General features: G+C 36.7%; 16 protein-coding genes. 13 read left to right on the forward strand and 3 right to left on the reverse strand.

All coding sequences use genetic code 11. The features are described from left to right. Position 1 precedes the first annotated feature (1 nt). From ACIQX2_RS06165 to ACIQX2_RS06210, 10 genes are all read left to right on the forward strand, one after another. On the forward strand, positions 2-1,054 hold the full coding sequence (locus ACIQX2_RS06165; RefSeq protein WP_402847760.1) for a Gfo/Idh/MocA family protein: 1,053 nt from the start codon (positions 2-4) through the stop codon (positions 1,052-1,054). Beyond that, positions 1,055-2,623, forward strand: coding sequence for an FAD-dependent oxidoreductase (locus ACIQX2_RS06170; RefSeq protein ID WP_402847761.1), 1,569 nt, complete (start codon positions 1,055-1,057; stop codon positions 2,621-2,623). A gap of 17 nt (positions 2,624-2,640) precedes the next feature. After that, positions 2,641-3,624, forward strand: a complete 984-nt coding sequence (locus ACIQX2_RS06175; protein WP_402847762.1) for an acetylxylan esterase — start codon at positions 2,641-2,643, stop codon at positions 3,622-3,624. 13 nt (positions 3,625-3,637) lie between these two features. After that, positions 3,638-4,501, forward strand: a complete 864-nt coding sequence (locus tag ACIQX2_RS06180; protein WP_402847763.1) for a sugar phosphate isomerase/epimerase family protein — start codon at positions 3,638-3,640, stop codon at positions 4,499-4,501. Next, positions 4,476-5,213, forward strand: a complete 738-nt coding sequence (locus tag ACIQX2_RS06185; RefSeq protein ID WP_402847764.1) for a hypothetical protein — start codon at positions 4,476-4,478, stop codon at positions 5,211-5,213. Before ACIQX2_RS06180 ends, ACIQX2_RS06185 begins: the two co-directional genes overlap by 26 nt. Continuing rightward, entirely contained in the window at positions 5,210-6,193 is a 984-nt protein-coding gene (locus ACIQX2_RS06190; RefSeq protein WP_402847765.1) for a Gfo/Idh/MocA family protein, read from the forward strand. Before ACIQX2_RS06185 ends, ACIQX2_RS06190 begins: the two co-directional genes overlap by 4 nt. Positions 6,194-6,280: 87 nt before the next feature. After that, on the forward strand, positions 6,281-7,966 hold the full coding sequence (locus ACIQX2_RS06195; RefSeq protein ID WP_402847766.1) for an alpha-glucuronidase family glycosyl hydrolase: 1,686 nt from the start codon (positions 6,281-6,283) through the stop codon (positions 7,964-7,966). A 28-nt stretch (positions 7,967-7,994) separates the two neighbouring features. Beyond that, entirely contained in the window at positions 7,995-9,593 is a 1,599-nt protein-coding gene (locus ACIQX2_RS06200) for an FAD-dependent oxidoreductase (protein ID WP_402847767.1), read from the forward strand. A gap of 25 nt (positions 9,594-9,618) precedes the next feature. Further along, positions 9,619-10,566, forward strand: coding sequence for a GNAT family N-acetyltransferase (locus ACIQX2_RS06205; RefSeq protein WP_402847768.1), 948 nt, complete (start codon positions 9,619-9,621; stop codon positions 10,564-10,566). Positions 10,567-10,769: 203 nt separating this feature from the next. Next, entirely contained in the window at positions 10,770-13,880 is a 3,111-nt protein-coding gene (locus ACIQX2_RS06210) for a hypothetical protein (RefSeq protein WP_402847769.1), read from the forward strand. A gap of 58 nt (positions 13,881-13,938) precedes the next feature. Here the strand turns inward: ACIQX2_RS06210 and ACIQX2_RS06215 are convergent, their stop codons facing one another. Further along, positions 13,939-15,108, reverse strand: coding sequence for a M20 family metallopeptidase (locus tag ACIQX2_RS06215; protein WP_402847770.1), 1,170 nt, complete (start codon positions 15,106-15,108; stop codon positions 13,939-13,941). Positions 15,109-15,240: 132 nt separating this feature from the next. Between ACIQX2_RS06215 and ACIQX2_RS06220 the strand changes: the two genes are divergently transcribed. After that, positions 15,241-15,780 (forward strand): YhcN/YlaJ family sporulation lipoprotein, encoded by a 540-nt coding sequence (locus ACIQX2_RS06220; RefSeq protein ID WP_402847771.1) that lies wholly within the window; start codon positions 15,241-15,243, stop codon positions 15,778-15,780. Positions 15,781-15,831: 51 nt separating this feature from the next. Here the strand turns inward: ACIQX2_RS06220 and ACIQX2_RS06225 are convergent, their stop codons facing one another. Both ACIQX2_RS06225 and ACIQX2_RS06230 read right to left on the reverse strand, forming a co-directional pair. After that, on the reverse strand, positions 15,832-17,355 hold the full coding sequence (locus tag ACIQX2_RS06225; protein ID WP_402847772.1) for a solute symporter family protein: 1,524 nt from the start codon (positions 17,353-17,355) through the stop codon (positions 15,832-15,834). Further along, positions 17,352-17,753 carry a DUF485 domain-containing protein gene (locus tag ACIQX2_RS06230; RefSeq protein ID WP_402847773.1) on the reverse strand — a complete coding sequence of 134 codons (402 nt, stop codon included), beginning with the start codon at positions 17,751-17,753 and terminating at the stop codon, positions 17,352-17,354. The genes ACIQX2_RS06225 and ACIQX2_RS06230 overlap by 4 nt, the downstream gene beginning before the upstream one ends. Before the next feature lie 258 nt (positions 17,754-18,011). Here ACIQX2_RS06230 and ACIQX2_RS06235 point away from each other — a divergent pair, with 258 nt between their 5' ends. Further along, positions 18,012-21,833 (forward strand): DEAD/DEAH box helicase, encoded by a 3,822-nt coding sequence (locus tag ACIQX2_RS06235; protein WP_402847774.1) that lies wholly within the window; start codon positions 18,012-18,014, stop codon positions 21,831-21,833. A 26-nt stretch (positions 21,834-21,859) separates the two neighbouring features. After that, positions 21,860-22,624: a hypothetical protein gene (locus ACIQX2_RS06240; RefSeq protein ID WP_402847775.1), complete on the forward strand. Its 765-nt coding sequence runs from the start codon at positions 21,860-21,862 to the stop codon at positions 22,622-22,624. The last annotated feature ends 17 nt before the right edge of the window (positions 22,625-22,641 follow it).

Here is a 22,641-nt window from a genome sequence, read left to right on the forward strand (position 1 = left end):
TATGTTAAAGGTTGGAGTAATCGGTGGTGGCTCTATATCAGAGTTTCATATTAATCCATATATTGCTAACGAGAAAGCTCAGTTGTTTGCATTGTGTGATAGCAATGACCAACGTCTAGCTAATGCAGGTGAAAAATACGGAGTTACAAATCTTTATAACAATTATAAAGAACTACTACAAAATAGTGAGATAGATGCTATAAGTATTTGTACGTGGAATAATACACATGCAGAAATTGCAATCGCAGCCTTAGAAGCAGGGAAACATGTACTTGTAGAAAAACCACTTAGTTTAACGGTCGAAGAGGCATTGGCTGTGGAAGCAGCCGTAAAAAAAACCGGTAAGATTCTACAGGTTGGTTTTGTTAGAAGGCATGGAAGTAATACAAAAATTCTTAAACAATTTATCGATCAGGGTGAGCTTGGAGAAATATATTATGCAAAAGCTTCTTGTATAAGAAGATTAGGAAATCCTGGAGGTTGGTTCAGTGACAGCTCAAAATCTGGAGGGGGGCCACTTTTAGACCTAGGTGTGCATATGATTGATATCTGTTGGTATTTGATGGGGAAACCGCGTCCGGTCTCGGTAAGTGGGAATGTATATGCTAAGTTAGGGAACAGAAGCAATATAGAAAATCTGTCATTTTATAAGGCTGCAGACTATAATTCTAGCTTAAATGATGTGGAGGATTTAGCAAACGCGCTTATTCGATTTGAAAATGGTGCATCATTATACGTCGACGTTAGTTTTACGCTGCATGCAAAGGAAGATGAACTCTATGTGAAGCTGTTCGGGGAAAAAGGCGGAGCAGAAATAGAACCAGAGATAGCAATGGTAACCGAGAAAAATAATACTATATTAAACATCACTCCTCAAATCGATAATTTAAGTTTTGACTTTGTTAGTGCATTTACAAACGAAATAAATCATTTCGTTGATTGCTGTATAGCTGGAAAAGAGACGCTAGCACCAGTTGAAGATGGCGTTCAAGTGATGAAGATGTTAAATGCTGTATATGAATCTGCTAAAACTGGGAAAGAAATATATTTGTAAATGAATACAAAAAAATTAGATTTGGTAATCGTTGGTGGTGGGCTAGGCGGCTGTGCTGCAGCTTTATCAGCATGCGCAAAAGGATTAAGGGTAATTTTAATAGAGGAGACAGATTGGATTGGAGGACAGTCAACTTCACAGGGAGTTCCTCCTGATGAACACCCATGGATTGAAGAGTTCGGTTCAACTAAAAGTTACCGAACATATCGGGAAAAAGTGAGAGAGTTTTATACAAATTTGATGGATCCTCAACAGAAAAACAATAAATTAAATCCTGGAAATGGTCTAGTAAGTAATCTTTGTCATGATCCACGAGTGAGTCTACATGTTTTAAATGAAATGCTTTTACCATACGTTTTAAGAAACTTGCTAACAATCGAGTTAAATACGGTAGTGAAGTCCGTAAATAAAGAGGATAGAAAGTTATATGATATTTCTGTTGAGAATATAAAAACTGGGGAAGTAGCAAATCATACAGCCTTTTATTTTGTAGATGCAACAGAATCAGGTGATTTACTTCCTCTAGCGAATTTACCGTACGTAACGGGAGCTGAAGGTAAGAGTGATTGGAATGAACCTAATGCATTAGAAGAAGCAAATCCCATTGATATCCAAGCTTTTACGTATGTACTCGCTATGGAAAATCGAGAAGGAGAAAATCACATTATCGAAAAGCCGGAAATGTACACATTTTGGCAAGAGTTCCACCCGAATATTTGGCCAGACAAATATTTGAGTTTCTTTGCTCCTCATCCTATAACGAAGGAAAAAAGAAGATATACGCTGTTCCGTGAAGAAAATGGATTTCCACTATGGGAGTATCGTCGTATTTATGACGAAAGCCAGTTTCGTTCGCTTAATGATTCAAAAGACGTTAGTTTAATGAATTGGCCTCAAAGTGATTACTTCTTAGGCAATATTTACGATGTATCTATCGAAGAAAAAGAAAAAAATTTATATCAAGCAAAACAATTAAGTCTCTCTCTTTTATATTGGTTGCAAACGGAAGCTCCAAGACCTGATGGAGGGAAGGGATATCCGGGATTAAAGTTACGTAAGGATATATTCGAGACTGAGGATGGATTGGCGAAAGCTCCTTATATTAGAGAATCTAGACGTATAAAAGCTGAATATACGATTGTCGAACAGGATGTTTCACCACTATTTAATGTCGGAAATATAGGGAAGTTATATGAGGATCGAATTGGTATAGGTTCATATAGTATCGATTTACATCCTAGTATTTCTGGGCGCACATATCTTGATATTAAGGCGCTACCTTACCATATTCCACTAGGAGCAATTATTCCGAAGGATGCAGATAATATCTTGGCTGGTTGTAAAAATATTGGAACTACACATATAACGAATGGCTGTTATCGATTGCACCCAACGGAATGGAATATAGGAGAAGCATGTGGAGCATTAGTGGCTTTTTGTTTAGAAAAAGACATCATTCCCAAAGAGGTTCGAGAAAACAAACAAATGTTAGTGGAATTTCAAAAGCGACTAAGAATGGATGGTTTTGAATTAGAGTGGCCGGAATCATTTTATGAAAAATCTAAATAAATGATAGTGTGGGATAAATGATGGGAAGACAGGTTGGAGATTTACCAATAGAAGCACTAAGAGAATACAAGCCGAAGCTTACTAATAAACCTACGGACTTTAAACTATTTTGGGAGAAACAAAAGAATGACTTAATATCAATTCTTCCAAGTGTAGATGTAGGGTGGAGAAACTATCCTGTGCCGACAGTTAAGGTTGCGGATATTACATTTAAAAGCTGGGATGGTACACCATTGTCAGGTTTTGTAATAAAGCCAAAATCTGTTGATAATTGTCCCGTTATTATAAACTTCCATGGCTATACTGGAAGTCGCGGATTGCCGATGGATTTTTTGAAATGGACTTCCCTAGGTGTAGCTGTATACTCCTTTGACGTTCGTGGTCAAGGAAACTCTCCGGATTTTGCTAAATATGTAAATGGTAGTAGAACTCCTGGATGGATGTTAAATGGGATTCAGGAACCAACAAATTACTACTATACAAATGTCTATAAGGACCTAATTATGCTAGAACGATGGATAAGATCTGTCGATGCCCCAGTAGCATTGACTACGTTAGGATTAGCAGGTTCCTCACAGGGAGGTGGATTAGCACTTAGCTTAGCAGGAATCGTTGGTAATGTTGATCTTGTGATTGCAGACTATCCATTTAATGCTCATTTTGAACGTGCGTTAGAAGTGGCGAATTTAGGACCGTATATGGAGATTGTCAATTATTTTAAGCTATCTGATCCGCAATACAAAACATATGATAATGTAATGCGCACTTTAGGTTATATAGATTCAGTTCATTTCTGTGAAGAAATTACTTGTCCAACTCTAATGACGATAGGGCTCGAAGATGCAGTAACTCCACCTTCTACGGTATTTGCTGCGTACAATCATTTGTCATCAATGGAAAAAAGAATAGAGGTATATCCTCAATTCACTCATGAGAATAATCCATTTCACGAAGAAAATAAATTGTCATTTATCATGAAACATTTGGTGAATGCAATATAAAGGCGGAATTATGATGAAGGTAAGTGTAAGTATGTACAGTTTAGCTTCTACTATAAAGAAAGAAAACTGGTCTGTTCTTGATTTTATTGATTATGCAAAGAGTATTACTTTAGATGGTGTAGAGTTATTAGATTTTTACTGGAAAAATCCTGACGATAAAGATGAGGAGATTAAATCAGTAAAAGAGGCTTTGAAGAAAAATAATTTACAAGTTTCTGCTTATGATGTATCAAATAATTTTGTAAAGGAATCTAAAGAAGAGCAGGAAATAGAAGTGCTTAAAGTTTTAGACGGTATTCGGGTTGCCAAAAAGTTAGGTACTAATATAGTTCGTGTATTTTGCGGAGATATCCATGAGAATTTGACTTTTGAAAACGGTGCCGACTTAATAGTGAACGGTCTAAAAGAATGTGCCGAGATGGCTGAAAAAGAAGGCGTGTATCTTGCTCTAGAAAACCATGGTTTATTAGCGGGAAAAAGTGCTCAAGTGAAAAATATAATTCAAAACGTTAATAGTCCATATGTAAAATCGACATTTGATACAGGGAATTTTTTGCTCGTTCATGAGCCTCCGGAGGAAGCATTTGAACAATTGAAAAAGGAGATAGTTCATGTTCACTTCAAAGATTTTCGTGAAAAAGTAGACAAAGAGCAGTTGATTGGTTTTCGGTCGACACAGGGTATCGAATTAATCGGTGTGATTCCAGGCGATGGGAAAGTAAATCTTGAGTATATTGTAAATGGTTTAAAGGAAGTTCAATACAATGGATGGTTATCGATAGAGTATGAAGGTGTAGATGATGCGAAGTTGGCAAATGAAGAGGCTGTTAATCGTTTAAGAAAATTGTTAAATGAGGAGGGCGGAAACCATCGCTAATATTATTTTCTGCAATATAGAAAAACTAGATACTCACTCCACTTTAGCAAATCCAACCATATTAAAGTCTCTAGATGAAATTTCAGGTAGTAGTAATGAAAATACGAATTACGTAGTAGCTGCGACTGAATATGAAAAAGCTATAGCAAGAAAAAAAGAAAATATATATTTGCCTTACAGCTTATTAATGGAGAAGCATAGGAACGATCAAGTCTTCGTTTATTTTGAATTGGAAGCCTTTCCATTTTTCCAAAGTTTCTTCAAAATCGTAAAAAATGAAACTCATCCAAGAGGAGTTTTTAGATTTAGACGCACTAGTAGAAAAGAAAGTCTTCAATCATCGATGGCTGGAGAATTATATTTATTTTCTTCTTTGTTTGGGGAACTAAAAGATATTCATATAAAGAAAACTGATTCATCCAAAGTTCCAAGGCATATTATCATCATGATAAATTTTGAGAACGGAACAATGGCACATATCGAATATACTGTCGGTGATCAAGAGAAAATAGAACTTGAATGGAGTGGCATAAAAAATATTGTTGAATTTGATAGTGATCAAATGAAACCGATAATTCCAAACGATAAGACGAAATCTCCATTAACTTATTCGGCAGATGCTATCCTAAACTCCGCTAGGGTTTTAGATGAAAAAATGATTTTACAATTAGAAGACTTCCAAAAACTATTGAATGGAGGTGCTCAAAAATGAAGATTGGAATAATGAGCTTTGCCCATATGCATGCTTTTAGCTATGCAGATAGCTTAGAGAAAATCCCTCATGTAGAGATAGCGGCTATTTTTGATGAAGATATTAACAGAGGCAAAGAGGTGTCTGCTAAATATAATGTGCCCTATTATTCTAATCAGGCAGATTTTTTAAACCTCAATATGGACGCTGTAATTATCTGTAGTGAAAATAGTCGTCACAAAGAGATGGTATTAAATGCTGCAAAAGCAAAGAAACATATTTTGTGTGAGAAGCCTATCGCAACGAATGTTCAAGATGCTAAAGAGATGATTGAAGCTTGTAAAAAGTATAATGTTACGTTGCAAATTGCTTATCCAGTTCGATTTAGCTCTCCAATTCAGGAACTTAAAAAAATAATTGATCAAGGTGAGTTAGGAGAAATACTAGCCTTTCGGACAACAAATCGAGGCCAAAATCCAGGTGGTTGGTTTATAGATGAAGCTCAATCAGGTGGGGGAGCGGTATTAGATCATACAGTGCATATGGTGGATATAATGCGCTGGTATTTAAACGAGGAAGTTGTAGAGGTGAAATCTTACGTCGATTCATACTTCCATAATATAGATATTGATGACGTTGGCTTACTAACATTAGAATTTGCAAATGGTGTCATTGCTTCCCATGATGCAAGCTGGTCCCGATTTACTGAATATCCAACTTGGGGAGATGTCACAATTGAAGTAATTGGTACAAAAGAAACTGTGAAGGTAGATGCTTTTAAAGAGCATTTTAGAATTTTTTCTAACGGAAAGAAATCGCTTGAACACCATTTCTTTGGTAATGATATGGACTTCGGCTTAATTTTGGACTTCGTTAATTGCATAAGAGAAGGTAAACAGCCATCGATAACTGGATTCGATGGATTAAAATCATTAGAAGTCGCTTTAGCTGCTTACGAGTCGAGTGAACTGAAAAAAGCGGTCATACTAAATGATATATAAAAGCTACTAATTGTTTAGAAGGACTTTGGGGGATTTGGCTACAGAGTGGCGTCGTCTGCTGATTTTCTAAGAAAGGTGTTAATAATTGTGCTGAAAATAATTTATTGTCAAAGTCACGAGACTATTCTATTTGCAGTCGAAGAGTTAAAAAGGCTAGTAGAAAAAGCTGGCTATGAAAGCTCCATACATGATAAAACCTATCTTTCAGAAGCAAATGAAGCTGATATAAGAATTATCTTAATTACTACTATTCAATACCGGGAAATGATTTCGACAGAAAATGTTCCGAATATTAATGCTGATGGCTTCGCGTTCGTTTCAGCTGGCGAAGACTTGTGGATTATTGGAAATGAACCTAGAGCCCTTTTATACGGAGTGTACTCGTATTGTAAAAAATACTTGGGCTATCAGTGGATTCACTTGGATAAAGAGGAAATAGTAGAACAAAAACATAGTGAGAAAAAGAAATTATTTATCCACGAACCGATGTTTGTTAGGCGAGGAAATATTTTGGAAACGATAAATGACCCTGGGTACATAAACTCCCTCATTGATTGGGGTGTGAAAAACGGTCAAAATGAATTTTTCTTTACTTTATTTTTGTGGGATGAAATAAAATCCTACGTTAGATCCGAGTTAAAAAAACGTGATGTTCAAGTAACGTTAGGAGGGCATAGCCTAAAGTATTTACTTGGCATAATTCAAAAAGAAAAAGAAAATAATCAGATAGATAATTACGAGAACCTAGAGTTTTTTGCGGAAAATGTAGAGCTTCAAGATGAAGTGATTAATAAAATAGTATCGATTTGTAATGAGGAGGAAGTAATAACAAGAATTTCGCTATGGCCAGAGGATGTAGGAATAGAAGAAAAAAATGCAGATGGATTTTTATCTAATTATATTCGTTTTACGGAAAGACTAAATTCATCGTTAAAGGCTGCTGACTTAGCGGTCGAGGTTGAATATATTGTTTATAATGCCGGACTTTCTTGGTACATGCTCGAAAGGAAGAAAACGGAAGTATCTGCTGAAGTAGATGTCTTATACGCATATTGGGGGAGAGATTACTCCAATTCACTACATTCCAGGGAACCTAACCAAGTCAAGGCAAAACGTACTTTAGAGGATTGGAACACCCAAGCATATAGCAAGGGACGTTCATTAACAGTCTTAGAATATTATAGTGATCACTTTATGTTAAGTGAGCTTTTTCCGCCCCTTCTTACTAGAATAGCAAGTGATTTAGAGGATTATAAACAATTGCAAGTCCAAGGTGTATTAAATTTAATTGTTCCAATACATCGAAAGCAAGCAAATCAGATAGTAAGTGCTAATTATCCTTGGAAATGGATTCATCATTTGAATAATTACTTATACTCGCGTGTAGCATGGGGCGAAGAGCTTGAGAGTGTATTAGAAGAGTACTTCTCTGTTTTCCAGGATGAAAAAGAAACTTTTCGACAGATGCTATTAGATTTAGAAAAATTAATTTCTCCATATACTAAATGGAATGTCCCGCTATTTCCAGCACGAGTTGTTGACCCAGAAAAAGTGATGGAATATGCGAATTCAAAACAAATTTCCACTGAACTCAAGGAAGTAGATAAGTATTTATCCACTATTGAGTTATCAGAAATAGAATCATTGTTAGTGCTTCAAAGGAAGGATAACTATAATTCTTTTTCTCTAAAAGAGATGACACTATTTTATATTCACCATCTTCGACTGTTAAACAAAATTTATGCAAAAGAGTGGGGAAGCATTGGCAAATAAAAAGAAGTAGTAAAAGGAGGTCTTATTAATGGATTTTAACAATCTACATTATTATGTGCCAACTGAAAAAAAGGAAGACCCGGCTGTGATTGAAAAGGATTTGGTTATCTATGGAGGGACTCCTGCTGGAATAACTGCAGCAGTTCAAGCGAAAAGAATGGGTCTGAGTGTTGTTATTGCAGAATTCAGTGACAATATCGGTGGGATGACAACAAGTGGATTAGGAGCGACAGATCTTGGTGCAGAGCATGCAGTCGGAGGGCTCTCAAGAGAATTTTACGATGCAATCGCACATTATTATGATAAACAAAAGCAATGGAAGTTTGAGCCAAAAGTTGCTCGGCAAGTGTTTGATCAATGGATTGAAAAGTTTGATATTCCGGTCTATTATAGACAACATTTAAAAGAAGTGAAGAAAAATCAAACAAATATTTCTGAAATACAGATGGAGGACGGTAATTCATATAAGGGGAAGATTTTCCTGGATTGTACATACGAAGGTGATTTACTAGCGCTCGCTGGAGTTTCCTATTTTGTAGGCCGAGAATCCAATTCTACCTATAAAGAAATATACAATGGTGTGCAATTTGGTGCACCGCATCATAAGTTTGAAAAGTGGATAGACCCGTATGTCGTGGAAGGTCTGCCAGAGTCTGGGCTGTTGCCAGGAATTACTGAAAACAGTCAGCATTCACTTGGTTTTCAGGGGCAGGGAGATCATAGAATTCAAGCTTATAATTTTCGTATTTGTTTAACGAAAGATGAGACTAATCGTATCCCTTTTCCGAAACCCCCTGTCTACGATTCACACCGGTATCAATTGCTACTTCGATACATCAAAGCGGGTGTTTGGGATGCGATGAAACTCCATACTGCACTGCCGAATGGTAAATCTGATTTAAACAATCATGGAGCTATTTCAACGGATAATATTGGAATGAATTACGATTGGCCAGAAGGTAGTTATGAAAAACGTGAACAAATATATCAAGACCACTTGAATTATGATCTGGGGTTATTGTATTTCTTGTCAAATGAACCTGAAGTTCCACAATCAATTCGCGATGAAGTCTCTGTATGGGGACTACCTAAAGATGAATTTGAGCGAACAGGACATTGGCCACATCAGTTATATATCCGAGAAGCTAGAAGAATGATTTCTGATTATGTTATGACAGATCGAAATTGTTTAAAACAAGAATTCGTTAATGATTCTATCGGACTGGCTTCCTTTCATATGGACTCCCATAACTGTCGGCGGGTTGTTATAGATGGTAGATGTATGAACGAAGGAGACGTGCAAGTACCAATTTCACCGTATGAAATTTCCTATCAATCTATTCGTCCAAAAGCTGATGAATGTACCAATTTATTAGTTCCCGTTTGTTTGTCCAGTTCGCATATCGCTTATGGTTCTATTCGAATGGAACCGGTGTTTATGATTTTAGGGCAGTCTGCAGCAATCGCAGCAGCACTTGCTATTAGGAATAAAACTTCTGCTCAAGACGTGGAGTATGAAATATTGAAGAAGGAACTATTAAATTGCGGACAGGTATTAAATTGGAGCTCTGAGATGGAGGATGACCCAATTAAACGAATGGAAGAAACTTTTGGGGAAAATTTATAGAGTACTTTTAGAAAAGGAGACTGTTATGAAACTGATACCATGGGATAGAATTCGTGTAGATGAATTAATATCACTTTGGAACAACGAATTGGGTACTCATTTTCCAATGCGTAAAGAGTTATTTATTCAAAATAGCTTTGCAGATGTCAATGTCTTAGAGCAAGGGTCATTTATAGTGGAAGATAGTAATGGGAAAGTTATTGGATTTGTAGTCTCCAAAATGTGGCGAGAAAATACACCAGTCGTAATGGATTCGAAAAGAGGATGGATTCAAGTTCTTTTAGTAGACAGTGAGCATCGTGGACATGGTATAGGTACTACTTTACTGAAACATGCCGAAGCAGCTTTGATAGAGAATGGTGCAGAAGTATTACAGCTCGCTGGAGACCCTTTTCATTATTTTTCAGGAATTCCTGACGAATATTCTGAAGTTCAACGATGGTTTGAGAAATTTGGTTACTACAATAAAATAAATATATTTGACTTAATTAATCATATGTTTAAAAAATATCCTTTTCCTGAAAACAGCTCAGCATCCTTTTCAATACTTTCAATTGGAGAGAAAGAAGATTTTTTATCATTTTTAAAAAGATGTTTTCCGGGAAGATGGGAGTACGAGGCGATTAAATACTTTGAGATGGGAGGAACAGGAAGAGAGTTTGTCGTGGCAAAGAAAAATGGAAACATTATTGGATTCTGTAGGATGAATGATGCGTTATCACCATCTATTGCACAAAATGTATATTGGAGTCCTTTGTTTGAAAAGGAGATTGGTGGAATTGGACCATTAGGTATCGACCCACTTGAGCAAAAACAGGGGTATGGTCTAGAAGTTGTAGAAGCGGCTATGGCTTATTTACAAGAAAGAGATATAGAGACAATTATTATTGATTGGACAATTCTAGTTGAGTTCTATGAAAAGCTAGATTTTAAACCTTGGAAAAAGTATGGAATTTATTTAAAAGAATTGTAAAGGAACTTAGATTACTTATTTGCGAGATTAATTTTCTTAATATTCTGTTTGTAATTGTGGAGGACTAGGAAAATAAGTACCTCCCTATCCTTCTAGCTTAAGTGTTTGCTATGATTCACTTCAAGATTCTCAGCAACGGCAAAGTATAGGCACTTATGCTTTTAATATTTGCAATACAAAAAAATTATTAGGGGTGAATCGTTTTGAAAAATAATTATCGATTAATTGGACATACGATTATTTGCACAATGGTAGTGATAGGTCTATTACCTTCTGTACCTGCCACCACTTTTGCTGAGGAAGATTCAATTGAAAAAATAGTGTCGCAGCAAGCTGAAGAGATATCAAATGGAATTGTAAATTCAGGTTTTGAAATGCCTCTAGAAGATGAGATAACTATTACTGGGTGGACACCAGATAGTGGGACGCCTGGAGTTTCATTAAGCACTGACAAATTTAATAGTGGCACTCAAAGTTTAAAGTTTGAGGATGGATCCGATAAAGCAGGACTAAGAGTATTGAGTGAAAAAGTTGCAGTAATTCCAGGAAAGTCCTATTTGGCGAAAGTTATGACAAATGTAGAATCACAAACTCATAATATTGTATACGAAGTTCACTATTATGACAGCAATAACAAAGAAATTAGAGACAAAGTGAAAGTAGAACTATTTGGTAACCTTCCTAAAAATAAGTGGACGGAACTAAAAGTGTTTACTGACGTTCCTGAGAATGCTGCCTATGCCAGGTTAGCTTTTTATTCTGGAGGAATAAGTTTAACTAAGGCATATTTTGATGATGTGACATGGGAATTAGAGGTAGGAGATGTACCTTTGGATCGAAACTATGAAACTCCTGTTAATCATGGAGAAATGGTACAAGTTCAACTAGGACAAGCTTCCGTCATTCAAGAAAATTCCCTAGGTGAGAATGAAGTATATTATCATTCTAATGGGCTTCCAGGGACATTCTCTGTACTAGACGCGGAAACGGGTGAACTTAAGTTTTCGCAAGTGATTGCGGATACGGAAGCTCTATGGGCAATGACAGTAGGAAGTGATAAGAATGTCTATTTTGCTGGGACAGCTGATGGCAAGCTATATCGCTATTTACCTGAACAGAAGGTAGTGGAGGAATTAGGTGCGAACCCTTCAGATGCATGGGTATGGGATCTAGAAGCTTCAACAGATGGAAAGATCTACGGATCGACGTATCCACATGCTAGTGTTTTTGAATATGATATCGCTACTGGTGAATTCAAAGATTATGGAAATGTCAAAGAAGGCCAGCAGTATGCGAGAGGTATAGCTGTAACGGATAAATATATATATGTAGGCATTGGAACTACAAAGCATCTATTCAAAATAGACAGAATTACTGGTGAGAAAGAAGAGGTAATTATTGAAGGACATTCCGGTCAAGATGGAATGATTGAAAATATGTTTGTCGTAAATGGGAAGTTATTAGTTTCAGTTGGATCCATAACTATGCTTGTCCTCGATTTAGAAACGAATGAAATACTTAATACATTTAGTTATAGCAATATGATTTCAGAACCATCACCTCTAAATGAGAATATTATTTACTACAAATTTAAAAATGAATTATTCCAATATGATTTTGATCTCAATGAATCAAAGGTAATTGAAGGTATTCCGTTGTTACCTGACACGGTGCGTGTAAAAGACATGGAGTGGATAAACTTAAAGAGCGGTGAAACAATATTGGCTATGGTGACTCAATACGGAGAATATATTCTATATAATCCAACTAGCAATACAGTTGAGTTTGTTGAACTTGATATATCTTCACAAGCAGTGGCGATTCAAGCGCTTCATAGTGGAGAAGATGGAAAACTATATATGGGTGGCTACCAGCGTGGATTGAGTATATATAATCCTTTTACAGATGAAATTGAAGTAAATATACCATCTTTTGCACAACCTGAAGGCATCGGATTCTTAAATGGGAAAGTTTACTATGGTACCTATGTTGGGGCAATAATGTATAGTTATGACCCGCTAAAGCCAGTAGATTTAAATAGTAATCCTAATTTTGAGTACGATATTACAGACCATCAAGATCGACCATTTACAATTACATCTGGGGATGACAAATTGTTTGTTGGAACTGTGCCTGACTATGGAGTTTTAGGTGGTGTCCTAGCAATTTTTGATGAAAAGACGGACACTTGGTCGCAATATCGTAATGTTGTACAAGATCAAAGTATTATTGGATTGGCGTATAAAGACGGGAAGCTATATGGAAGTACTTCTGTTTGGGGCGGTCTAGGTATTGATCCAAAAGCTAAAGAAGCAAAAATATTCGTATGGGATGTTAAAACAGGACAAAAAATAGAAGAGTTTACTCCAGAGATCCCTGGAATAGATGAAACACCTAGGATGATTGGAGAACTGTCATTTGGACCTGATGGAAACCTATGGGGAGCAATTGATGGAACAATTTTTGCGATGAATCCCGATACGAAAGAAATTGTTAAAAGTAAAGTAATTCGTCCGAGTCTATATAATAGTAGTAAATGGTTACCGTACAGACTACAATGGGCTCCAGATGGAATGCTATATACAACATTATCACGTAAACTTATAGCTATTGATCCGGAAACTTTGTCGCATAAAGTACTTGTAGAAGACTTTATGAATAATATGACGGTGGGAGCAAACGGTAGTATTTACTATGCACTTGGAAGTGAACTGCACGAAATCGCAATCCCTGAGACAGATTCCACATTAGCGTCTATTCAGGTGGATGGAGAATTATTAACTAATTTCACGCCAGGATTGCAGGAATATACGGTTTCTGCAAAAGATAAAAGTAGCTTAGTAGCAGAAGCCAATCAGCCTGAAGCACTAGTTAACATAATAGAAGGTGAAGAAACATCGATTATTCAAGTTTCGGCAACAGATGGAAAGTCTGTAAAGGAGTATAGAGTTCATTGGGTAAATAAACCCGAGTACGCTTCAGACATAACAGCAACATTTGTTGGTAAAAAGAACAATGTAATCGAAAAATTATTACCTAATGAAAAGATAACTGCAAATGTTGAAGTTTTTAATAAACAGAATAAAAACCAAGATATCCTCATGCTGTTGGAACTTCTAGATGAGGAAGGTAATGTTGTGGCTTCTTCGCATTCTTCTAGAACAATTCCTAAAAACAAAACAATGCAAATGTCTACAAAACTAAACACGCCTGCATATGTGAAAGGGTACACATTAAAGCTTACAACATGGGAAGGTAAGAAAATTATAGAAAACATGGTGCCGTTATCGGATGAGTTTGTAATTAAAAATTAAATGATCAAAAACCGCATTAGAGTATCCTTCTAATGCGGTTTTTAAATTGTGCTATTTACTATTTATATTGAAAATTAATCGCAGCCATTCCTAACGTTTTTGCTGCTAGGAGCATTGCGCGTTCATCGAAATCGAACATTGGACTATGATGGGGGTATACATCGCCATCTGGCATAGCACCTGTAAAGAAGAAAGTACCTGGTATTTCTTCTAAATAGTAACCAAAATCCTCTCCAATCATCAATAATTCGGATTCGTTCACTTCTTTGACTCCAGGAACAGTTCTTGCAATCTCAGCTAAATACTCTGTCTCATCTTTATGATTAATTACAGGGGGATAACCTCTTTCATATAGGAAAGAATAAGAACAATCTGCTGTATAACATGTACCTTCAATTACACGTTTTAATTCATTTTCCATTAAGTCTCTCACATCGGGTTTAAATGTGCGCACGGTTCCCGTCATTTTCACAGTGTCTGCGATAATATTAAATGCATTGTCTGCTATGAAAGATCCCACAGAAAGTACTGCAGACTCAGTAGGATTCACACGTCTTGAAACTAATTGTTGCAAGTTACCAACTAATTGTGAAGCTACTACGATAGAATCCTTTGTATCATGCGGATTTGCCCCGTGTCCACCTTTACCTTGAACAGTGATAGAAAAACGATCTGCCGCCGCCATAATGGGACCACTCTTATATTCGACGGTTCCTAGGGGAGTTTGAGACCATAAATGGGTACCAAAAATTACATCAACTCCATCTAAACAGCCAGCCTCAATCATTGGTTTAGCACCACCTGGAGCATATTCTTCTGCATGCTGATGGACAAAGACATATTCACCTGCCAGTTGGTCCTTAAATTCATTTATTGTGCGAGCGAGAATAAGCAGTGTAGCAGTATGTCCATCGTGACCGCATGCGTGCATTACACCTGGTACAGTAGACTTATAAGGAACATTTTTTTCATCTTGTATCGGAAGAGCATCAAAATCTGCTCGCAAAGCAACAGTTTTCCCTGGTAATGCGCCTTTTACTCGTGCAACTACTCCATTACCACCAACATCTGCTTGGAATGGTATTTCTAAGTCTGTATAGAATTTTTGTATATATTTTGCTGTTTCAGTTTCTTGAAAAGATACTTCGGGATGCATATGTAAATAGCGTCGAATACTGACCATTTCTTCGTATGATGCCTCAAGCTTTTTGATAATATCCATACTCATTTTAATAATCTCCCTCTATTTTGAATTATATAAATTATAGCAGAAATTAACTTCATTTTTACGAAGTTTCGCATATTTCACTTTAAATTGAACAAGCTATTTGTATAGCAAATTATAAGGAGGAAAGATTAGATGAATAACTTAATGAAAATAGTGTTTATGATGCTACTCATCGGTTTACTGACTGCATGCGGAACGAATAATAATGACAATAAGGCAACTGACAATGCGGATAACGCAACAGAAAACAATGATATGATTGATGAAGATGTGAATGATAACGATAATGGTAACAATGATGCTGCAACAGGAAATGGTACAGAAAACAATGATGCTACAAATGCACATGTTGAACTGGCGGATGAAGTAGCAAATAAAATCACAGAATTGGAAGAAGTAAAATCAGCAAATGTACTCGTAACGGACAATAATGCATACGTGGCAGTTGAACTTAAAGAAGGTGTAAATGAAACGGAAGAACTAAAAACTAAAATTTCAGATGCAGCAAAGGCTGAAGATGCTAGCTTCAACAATGTATATGTGTCCGCAAACCCTGATCTTACAAAACAGTTTAATGAATACGGAGAAAGAGTTAGAGCAAATGAACCAGTTGAAGGATTCTTCGACGAGTTCACCGATACAGTAAAAAGAGTGTTTCCAGACGCAAAATGAGTAAAAACCGATTCCCACGAGGAATCGGTTTTTTACATAGAGATAAATATATTACTTCAACCCAATATTTGCTTTTACATCGACTTCGGCATATTTTCGTTGGTCTGCACGGGCTCCAATCAATGTTCCGATCCAACCACCTAAAAATCCGAGAGGAACCGAGACTAAAGCAGGATTAGTCAATGGGAAGAGAGCTTCCCCTGTAAAGGCCATCGAGCCGTCAGCAGACCAAAGGTTAGGGCTTAGGGCAACGAGTACAAGTGCAGTAACCAGACCAGTGATAATTGCCGTCAAAGCACCAGTTGTATTAAAGTTCTTCCAGTAAATTGTGTAAATGATTACTGGAAGGTTGGCGCTTGCTGCGATACAAAATGCAAGGGAAACTAAGAATGCCACGTTCATAGATTGTGCACCTAAAGCTAACAAAATGGAGAATAGAGAAACTCCAACAGAAGCAAGGCGTGCCGCATTCATTTGTTCTTTTTCTGTTACTTTTCCTTTTTTAATAATTTGTCCATATAAGTCATGTGCAAATGCGGATGCCCCCGATAAAACAAGACCTGCGACAACTGCCAAAATGGTAGCGAATGCAACTGCCGAAACAAACGACATCAGAATATCTCCACCTAAAGCTTGAGCAAGTAATGGAGCAGCCATATTTCCAGCGGGATTTGCAGCTTTGATTGCATCAGAACCTACCATTGCAGCAGCACCAAATCCTAAGAAAATAGTTAATACGTAGAAAATCCCTACAATCCAAGTAGCGTAAACAACCGAGCTACGAGCAGTTTTTGCATCTTTTACAGTAAAGAAACGCATTAATATATGTGGTAAACCAGCAGTTCCAAGTACTAATGCAATCATCATAGATATCGTATCTAAGCCATTTGTATACTTCACTCCGGGATGTAAATAAGCTTCACCATTAGCGGTGGCGGATTTCATTTCGGTAAACATCCCTAAAATATTAAAGTCAAATTCCCATAATACCAAGAAAGAAATTAGAACTGTTCCGACCATTAACAAAGCCGCTTTAATAATTTGTACCCAACTAGTAGCGGCCATTCCACCCCAAAGTACATAAATGGTCATCATAACGCCCACTAATAGTACGGCAATCCAGTAATCGATTCCTAACAATAATTGAATAAGTGCGCCTGCACCTACAAGCTGTGCAATCATGTAAAATAAAACAATCGTCAATGTACTAATTGCTGCTGCTGCACGAATTTTCTTTTGATCGAAACGAGCTGTGATCATGTCAGCGAGGGTATACTTTCCGAGATTTCGAAGTGGCTCAGCTACAATATACAACACGACCAAGTAAGCTACTAAATATCCAATACTATAAAAGAAACCATCGAAACCAAAAAGTGCGATTGCCCCTGCGATACCTAAAAAGGAAGCAGCTGATAAGTAATCTCCAGCAATCGCAATCCCGTTTTGCCAACCAGATAATCCTCCACCAGCTGTATAAAATTCACTTGCTGAATTTGTTCGTTTGGAGGCGATATATGTAACAAATAAGGTTAGTCCTACTATTCCTACAAAAAATGATAATCCTATTGCATTCATTCATAATCACCAGCCTTCTCTTTTTCAAAAATTTTCTCAGCTTCTTTATCAAAGTCATTAGCTCTACGCACGTAAATCATGCATAATGCCCATGTCATTACAAAGAGGGCAAGTGCATAAATCCATACCCAAGCGATATCTCCGAATGCATTGTTATTTAATACAGTCGTATAAGAGGTCAGAATTGGTAACAAAATGTAGCTGAGTAGGAAAAATATTGTCATCGGTAAAATAAACTTATTTTTTTTCCTTTTCAAGGTCTTGAATTCTGTACTTTCTGCAATTGCGGAATAGTTAGGAATCTTCGTTTCGTTTGAACCTGACACTTTCTTTGACATTTGTTTCTTTTTTTCTAGGGGTTTCACCGTATTTAAAGCACTTTCCATATTATTCGCCATCCACTTTCCTCCTAAAAAATATTCAATTTTTAGAATTTTCAACTTAAAAACTGTAAGTCTATCATAATAAACATTCATAGAGTTAGCAATAAATAGTTCACAAAATATTCATATTTATGACATAAATCCTATTGGAGTTAAATAGAAATAGTTTTAGAAAAATATAGATAAGTTGGATTATGCAATTTCTCGCGCAAAAATGATAACATAGATAGGTTGGACAAAATATAAACGCTACATTATAAAGGAGGTTTGTTCATGAGCCAATCAGCAACCTTAGTTAAAACGATGCGCTGCAATTTAATGATTACAAATAAGGCGCGCAAAGGAATTCAGGAATGGTCAACTGATGAACATGCCTTTTTTAACATACAGAGTTCTTTTGAAGTACATATTGAAAAGCGACCGGTAAATAATCATGGAAATACGTCTCTTTCCGTTTATTTTGATAATGTTACAAACGATAAGTTAGCTGAAAAAGTAAATAGTCGAGTAGTAGTGATGGAGTGTATCTTGCAAAAGGACGGCTTACTTGCAACGGGTCTTTATGTTAGAGGTCCTAAAGTACCTGTACGTAATAATCGCCGTCTTCCAGTTACTTTGACTTTTGTTACCGCTAAAAATAACGGAGCAGGAATGCCCCTTGCTTTGCACACCAAAATTCAAGATCTTCCTGTTGCAGAAGAACGTTCAGAGTATGTGAAAAAAAGAATATCTAGCTGGGAAGGTTACTTGAAGATTCAAGAGCGTAATGCAGATATCGCAGATATCACGAGTCCCTATTCTAAACTTTTTTTCAATGCGGATTTTAGTCGTATGACATTGCATGGCTGCATGATGAATGCTAACGAATGGAAAAATCTAAGAGGACTTAGTGTAACGTTAAAAGGATTTCAAAATGACGTAGGCGATATCTTGAAAGCAGATCGACTAAAACAAACAATAGAAATAGAGATCAAACCTAAATTTCGTGAGATTGCAAGAAAAAACGAGTGGAATCCTAAGTCGAAAGAAGCGGTATTCAGCAATTTCGCATCCCTCAGCCAAATAAGACGTCTCCGTAAAGGATTTGAAGATTTACAAAATGGCTTTGCTGCCAATCCAAACCTCGAGAAAATCTTATTTGAGGATCGCCCGACCATTCGCATGAACGCAAAGCGTAAGGAATTGGAATTTCATAATCAGCTAAACGAATTCCAACAAGAAGCTGTTATAGGTGCGATGTCTGCAGAGGATTTGTTTGTTATTCAAGGTCCACCCGGAACTGGAAAAACGACCGTAATTTCTGAAATATGTCAGCAAAATGCCAAGGCAGGCTTACGTACACTTGTAGCGTCCCAGTCTAATTTGGCAGTAGACAATGCTCTTAGTAGATTACTTTCAAACAAAGAAATTCGTATTTTACGATTTGGTAGGACGGAAAGTATTGAAGAAGAAGGCAAGAAGTTTATAGAAGAAAACGTAGGACATTACTGGAAAGAACAAACTTTAGCAGCTTTACAAAAAGAACTGGACGAGCATACTTTAAAAGATGGCCAACTTCTTAAACAAATAGCTGGATGTGAGCTTCAAATTGAAGTGCTTAGTAAGGAACAAATATTACTAAATAAAGCTATTGTACAAAAAGCGGATGCAAAAGTGGAACTCGAAGTAAGAATAGAAGAGATTAAACAGTTAAAAAAGACATTGGTTTTATTGAAAAAAGACCGTGAAAATCTCGAAGCGAATCTTCTGAAAGAACGAAAAAAGTTAGAAACTTTAACAGATGAGATAAATACTATGGAAGAGTTCGTTGATTCGAACCCTTCAAGAGATCAATTGCTGGAAAAGATAGAACAGTTGCAGATTGAAACAAAAGTAATACAAAACCACCTTTCATATCGAGAGGCAATAGATTCCTTAAACATAATAGAGTCAACTATGGAAGAAGCAAGAGAAAAATACGAAAGTACGCAAGTGAAACTAAATCGTCTAGAAATGTTCCAAAAAGAAATAGATTCGATTCGGAAAATAGACCAGCTAAAAAGTCAAATGGTGGAATATGGTTTGGAGCTTTCAATGTCCCTGCAACAGCAAATTGCGGAGTTAGATGAACTAATTGATCATATTAAAACCTTCGCTGATTGGCAGGATTTAAACGCTCGCCTATTAGCTGCAATAGATTACGTGGAAAAGTTACTTCGAAAATACAAATTTCCCGTGGAAAATGTTCGCAATAATATTGGGAGAAGTGGTATCCTGTTTGATTCCTCGTATACGATAAAGGAAATTCATCAATTTATGAATCGTTTAAAGAATATGATGACTTCTGGCGATGACGATCTTACTACAGAGAAATTAGCAATTTTACTAGAAGGACTCTATGTGAGAGAAAAATTTGTTATGAAGCAGAAATCGGCCGTTCAGTTGGCAAAAAATAGTTCTATAAAAAAGTTTCAAACGATTAAAACACAGGTGGTTAGCGATACTAGCAGGGAGCAATTAGCGCTTCAACAACTCAAAAGTGAATTAGTTAATAAGGCAACTAGTCAAAAAAATCAGCTTGAGCTTTTGCAAAGAACAGTGAATCAGCTAGAAACAGAAATGGATACAACCGATTTACTATCGACCTCATCAGAATTAAAAGACAAAAAATTCGAGCTGGAGGACTCTATTTTAGCATTGAAGAAAACGGATGAAACCGTTACAAGCTATCTGGAACAACTAGAAACGAAAAAGTCTCATTTACAAAAATTGGCTCAGGAACTAGAGGAGATTGAAGCGATTCTTCAAGAAAATGAAATAAAAACTAAACAAGTGAATGCAGATGGTTTAGAGCAAGAGCGTACACTAAAAGCTTTAGATGAAATTCTGCTTCAAAACCCTGAACATGCACTCGCAAAAACAGTTGAAGCGATAAAGGAAACTGAAGAGGAAATAGTAAAACTTAAGCTAGAGAAGGACCACCTCCCAATCACCCAAGCGATCCAAAAAGAATGGTATTCATTATTAAAAGAAGCAAATGAACACGATCTTGATGAAATTCGTAAACTTTACGTGCGCCATGCCAATGTGATTGGAACAACATGCGTTGCATCTGCTCGTAAAGAATTTATGGAAAACTACCCTGTATTTGATGTAGTTATTATAGATGAGGTTTCAAAAGCGACACCACCTGAATTGCTTTTACCAATGTTAAAAGGGAAGAAAATAATATTGGTAGGTGACCATCATCAGCTTCCACCACTTGTTGGGGAGGATACGCTAGATGAAACACTACAGGCAATTCTAGAAGAAAGTGAAAGTCTTGAAGAAAAAGATGAGTTAAAAAAGCTTTTGAAGGAATCCTTATTTGAACGTTTATTCAAAAATTTACCTAAGATGAGTAAAACAATGCTAGCTATTCAATATAGAATGCATAAAAGCATCATGGAGACAATCACACCATTTTATGAGGAAGAAAATTATCGACTGCAGTGTGGGCTAGTCGATTCAGATTCTGCACGCGATCACCTATTGGAATCGCGCTATGTAAATAGAAGAGACCATCTGCTATGGCTAGATATGCCAAATGAAAAAGCCTATTTTGAAGAGCGAATGAAAGATGGGAAAAGTAGGTTCAACCAAGCAGAGTTAGACGCTATCGGTGATGTACTTATAGATTTGAATGAAGCTACAGCAATTGCTAAAAAAGAAGGAAGAATGAACCCAGATGAACGTAAAAGTATTGGGGTCATTAGTTTTTATGGAGAACAGGTCAAACGAATTGACCGTCTTATAGGGCAACAGGTGAACTTATCTCATTTGACCTTCCGAACAGGAACTGTAGATAAGTTTCAAGGGATGGAAATGGATGTCATTCTATTAAGTATGGTAAGGAACAATCAAGAAAAGAGTGGAGACATTGGATTTGCCAATGACTATCGTCGCTTAAATGTGGCATTATCACGAGCGAGAGAGCTGCTTGTTTTAGTCGGGAGTTCCGAGATGTTTACCAAACGGGCAAAACAAAGAACTTCTAGAGAAATGTATGGCCGCTTGCTTCAAATTGTAAAAGATAAAAACGGTCTAACCGACCCACAAGGGAATAGGAAAAAATAGCAATTTGGTTATAGGAGTATAATAAAATGATTGAACTAGAGAAACGTCTTAAAAAGGAATTACAGCAAAATATTCAAGCTAAGATAGTTTCATCCAATGCGTGGACGATTCCACTTCATACAATTGAAGTAGAATACAAACCTGTAAAACGTATAAAAATGGATGTTTTAATGAAAATGATGTTGATAACCTGCCAAAAAGCAAAAATGACAACTGCTAAGCAAATCAGTGAGATACTACTTGTGGACCAGCTATTTATAGAAGACTTGGTCAATATTATGAAGAGAACTCGTTTAATCGAAAAAAAAGAACACGTATTTACACTAACAGAAAAAGGGATCCAACAACTTGAGGATGGAATTTTTGAAGAAGAACTAGATGCCCTCAGTCAAAATCTAATTTATAGCCCAAGTCATCACATTTTTTTGCAGGGGGAAATAAAACCTGCACTGGATGGGGAGGAAGCATTGAACCTCTATCGTTATGCCCCGGAGAAAAAGGCTAGAATAAAGTGGGACGATGCGGTACTTATAGATGCTCTTCAAGCAAACCGAATGGAGATAGTGGATAGCGAACTTCAAACGGTAGTTTCTGAAATTGTCTCCGACTCTGAACTATATGTGGATGATGTTCCTTGCTTTGAATTTGTTTTGTACAATAAATCAGAGGATCTCCTATACGCTCGAGTCTGGAACACATTCCTTGACCAATGGGATGAAACACTGGAAAACGAGCTAAACGAAAAAGAACGAGTTGTTTGGCGGGAGAAATATTTAAAAGTAGATAAATGAGTGCTGTGCGAGAGTAA

It is taken from the genome of Psychrobacillus sp. NPDC096623, from assembly GCF_044762655.1.
Taxonomy (GTDB): domain Bacteria; phylum Bacillota; class Bacilli; order Bacillales_A; family Planococcaceae; genus Psychrobacillus.

Bases quoted from the DNA above. Each gene is read 5' to 3' on its own strand.
- ACIQX2_RS06235 (WP_402847774.1), top strand. From the start codon at position 18,012: ATGAGCCAATCAGCAACCTTAGTTAAAACGATGCGCTGCAATTTAATG.
- ACIQX2_RS06230 (WP_402847773.1), bottom strand. From the start codon at position 17,753: ATGGCGAATAATATGGAAAGTGCTTTAAATACGGTGAAACCCCTAGAA.
- ACIQX2_RS06180 (WP_402847763.1), top strand. From the start codon at position 3,638: ATGAAGGTAAGTGTAAGTATGTACAGTTTAGCTTCTACTATAAAGAAA.
- ACIQX2_RS06170 (WP_402847761.1), top strand. From the start codon at position 1,055: ATGAATACAAAAAAATTAGATTTGGTAATCGTTGGTGGTGGGCTAGGC.
- ACIQX2_RS06220 (WP_402847771.1), top strand. From the start codon at position 15,241: ATGAATAACTTAATGAAAATAGTGTTTATGATGCTACTCATCGGTTTA.
- ACIQX2_RS06240 (WP_402847775.1), top strand. From the start codon at position 21,860: ATGATTGAACTAGAGAAACGTCTTAAAAAGGAATTACAGCAAAATATT.
- ACIQX2_RS06175 (WP_402847762.1), top strand. From the start codon at position 2,641: ATGATGGGAAGACAGGTTGGAGATTTACCAATAGAAGCACTAAGAGAA.
- ACIQX2_RS06200 (WP_402847767.1), top strand. From the start codon at position 7,995: ATGGATTTTAACAATCTACATTATTATGTGCCAACTGAAAAAAAGGAA.
- ACIQX2_RS06225 (WP_402847772.1), bottom strand. From the start codon at position 17,355: ATGAATGCAATAGGATTATCATTTTTTGTAGGAATAGTAGGACTAACC.
- ACIQX2_RS06165 (WP_402847760.1), top strand. From the start codon at position 2: ATGTTAAAGGTTGGAGTAATCGGTGGTGGCTCTATATCAGAGTTTCAT.
- ACIQX2_RS06215 (WP_402847770.1), bottom strand. From the start codon at position 15,108: ATGAGTATGGATATTATCAAAAAGCTTGAGGCATCATACGAAGAAATG.
- ACIQX2_RS06190 (WP_402847765.1), top strand. From the start codon at position 5,210: ATGAAGATTGGAATAATGAGCTTTGCCCATATGCATGCTTTTAGCTAT.
- ACIQX2_RS06185 (WP_402847764.1), top strand. From the start codon at position 4,476: ATGAGGAGGGCGGAAACCATCGCTAATATTATTTTCTGCAATATAGAA.
- ACIQX2_RS06205 (WP_402847768.1), top strand. From the start codon at position 9,619: ATGAAACTGATACCATGGGATAGAATTCGTGTAGATGAATTAATATCA.